This window comes from Streptomyces sp. SID3212, assembly GCF_009865405.1.
Lineage (GTDB): Bacteria > Actinomycetota > Actinomycetes > Streptomycetales > Streptomycetaceae > Streptomyces.
The window spans coordinates 1-3,091 of the sequence record NZ_WWJY01000605.1 but is presented as its reverse complement, the minus strand read 5'-3'; the positions used below and the strand labels follow the sequence as shown (position 1 = coordinate 3,091).

Here is a 3,091-nt window from a genome sequence, read left to right as displayed (position 1 = left end):
GAGGACCGCCCCGGCGACAAGCGCCTCGTCGCCTACCTCGTCCCCGCCGAGAACGCCACCATCGACCTCACCGAGCTGCGCCGCGCGATCGCGGACGCCGTACCCGAGTACATGGTCCCGTCCGCCTTCATGGTCCTGGACAGGATCCCTCTCAACACCAACGGCAAGGTCGACCGGCGCGCCCTGCCCGCTCCCCAGGTCTCCCACGTCACCCAGGGAAGAGCGCCCCGTTCTCCGCAGGAGGAGGTGCTCTGCGGCCTGTTCGCGGCCGTCCTCGGACTGCCGTCGGTCACCATCGACGACCACTTCTTCCGGAGCGGCGGCCACTCCCTGCTGGGCACCCGCCTCATCAGCCGCATCCGGCAGGCGTTCGGCGTCCAGCTCGGCGTCAAGGACCTCTTCCAGCACCCCACGGTGTCCGCCCTCTCGGAGCAGGTCACGGCGGGCAACGGCGAACTGCCGCGTCCGGCGCTGACGAGCGAGGAGCGCCCGGAGCTGATACCGCTCTCCTCCGCCCAGCAGCGCCTCTGGTTCCTGGACCAGATGGAGGGCCCCTCCCCCACCTACAACATCCCGCTCGCGCTGCGCCTCACCGGCCCGCTCGACCACGAGGCCCTGCGGCTCGCCCTCACCGACCTCACCACCCGCCACGAGTCGCTGCGCACGGTCTTCCCCACCCATGAGGGCCGCACCCACCAGCACATCCTTCCGCCGGCCCCGGTCGCCCTGCCTCTGACCGCCACCACGGAGGAGGCGCTGCCCGCGCTCCTCGCCGAGCTGTCCGCCCGCACCTTCGACCTCGCCACCCAGGCCCCCGTACGCTCGCACCTCCTCGCCCTCGGCGAGCGGGAACACGTCCTGCTCGTCGTCATCCATCACATCGCCTCGGACGGCTGGTCCAACGGACCGCTCTTCCAGGACCTCACCACGTCCTACGCGGCCCGCATCGAGGGCCTGGCGCCGGAGTGGGCACCACTACCGGTCCAGTACGCCGACTACAGCCTGTGGCAGCAGCGGCTGCTGGAGAACGACGAGGAGCGCCAACTCGACCACTGGCGGCAGACGTTGGCCGACCTTCCGGAAGAAGTGACCCTTCCGACCGACCACCCCCGGCCCGCCGTCGCGTCCAACCGGGGCACCACGCACACCGTGCACTGCCCCGCCGGACTGCACGACGCGCTCATCTCCCTGGCGCAGGACACGGGCAGCACCCTGTTCATGGTGGCCCAGGCCGCCGTCGCCACCCTGCTCTCCCGCTCCGGCGCCGGACATGACATCCCCCTCGGCTCCCCCGTCGCCGGCCGCACCGACCAGAAGCTCGACAGCCTGATCGGCTTCTTCGTCAACACCCTCGTGCTGCGCACGGATCTGACGGGTGATCCGAGCTTCCGCGACCTGCTCTCCCGCGTCCGGGAGACCGACCTCGCGGCCTGGGCGCACCAGGACCTCCCCTTCGACCGGCTGGTCGAAGCCCTCAACCCCGAGCGCACCACCGCCCGCCACCCCCTGTTCCAGGTCATGCTCACCGTCGGCGACACCACCGCCGAGGCGCCGGGGCTCCCCGGGCTGGACACGGCGTACGAGTACTCGGCGGTGCAGATCGCCAAGTTCGACCTGACGTTCGGCTTCGAGGAGCACCGTACGGACGACGGCCGGCCCGCCGGTCTGACCATCACCGTCGAGTACGCCACCGACCTCTACGACCCCCGTACCGCAGAAGCCACCGCGGACCGCCTGGTCCGCCTCCTCACCGGAGCCGTGACCTCCCCCGATCTGCCGGTCGGCGAGCTGGAGTTGCTCTCGGCGGGCGAGCGCGGACTCCTCCTGGAGGAGTGGAACGGCCTCGCCACCGGCACCCCCGACAAGAACCTCGCGGAGCTGTTCGCCGCGCAGACCCACCGCACCCCGGACGCGATCGCCGTCGTCGCCGACGACCGTGAACTGACCTACCGGGAACTCGACACACTCGCCAACCGGACCGCCCACCAGCTCATCGCGGAAGGGGTACGGCCCGGCAGCCGCGTGGCCCTCCTCCAGGAGCGCTCCCTCACCGCCGTGGTCACCACCCTCGCCGTCGTCAAGGCGGGCGCGACCTACATCCCGCTCGACACCCGCTACCCCGCCGACCGGATCCAGCTCGTCACCGGACAGTCCGCGATCACCCACCTCCTCACCGACCGCGAGCCCGGCCGGCTCACCCTTCCGCCGGGCGTGACCACCCTCACGACCGGGACCCACTCCGCCGACACCACCGATCCGGCCGTGCCGGTCCACCCCGACCAGCCCGTCTACGCGATGTTCACCTCGGGCTCGACCGGTGTGCCCAAGGGCGTCGCGGTCACCCACCGCAACGTCGCCGACCTCGCCGCCCAGACCATGTACGCCAACGGCCACCACCACCGCGTCCTCTTCCACTCGGCGATGGCCTTCGACGCCTCCACGTACGAGATGTGGGTCCCCTGGCTCAACGGCGGCACCCTCGTCGTCGCACCCGCCGGCCACCTCGACACCGCCGCCTACCAGCGCCTCCTCACCGAGCACTCCATCACCGCCCTCTGGATGACGGCGGGCCTCTTCCGCCTCGTCGCGGAGGAGGCGCCCGAGGCCTTCGCGGGGGTACGGGAGGTCTGGGCCGGCGGCGACGTCGTCCCGCCGGACGCCGTACGCCGGGTCATGGACCGCTGCCCGGGGATCGCCGTGGTCAACGGCTACGGCCCGACGGAGACCACCACCTTCGCCACCACCCACCGTGTCGACCGCCCCCTCGCCGCCGACTCCGGCGCCCTGCCCATCGGCGGCCCCCTCGACAACCACCGCCTCTACGTCCTCGACGACCACCTCCGCCTCGTCCCGCCGGGCGCGCCCGGCGAGCTGTACATCGCGGGCACGGGTCTCGCCCAGGGCTACCTGGACCGGCCCGCGCTCACCGCCGACCGCTTCGTCGCCGACCCGTACGGTCCCGCGGGCACCCGGATGTACCGCACCGGCGACCTCACCCGCTGGAACCACGAAGGGGCCCTCGAATACCTCGGCCGGGCCGACCAGCAGGTCAAACTCCGGGGCTTCCGCATCGAACTCGGCGAGATCGAGA

Annotated in this window: 1 protein-coding gene; it reads left to right on the top strand. The window is 71.9% G+C overall.

The window, feature by feature from the left end; genetic code table 11:
- Positions 1-3,091 (top strand): non-ribosomal peptide synthetase (locus tag GT042_RS18015; RefSeq protein ID WP_161309735.1); only part of this gene is annotated, 3,091 nt, incomplete at both ends.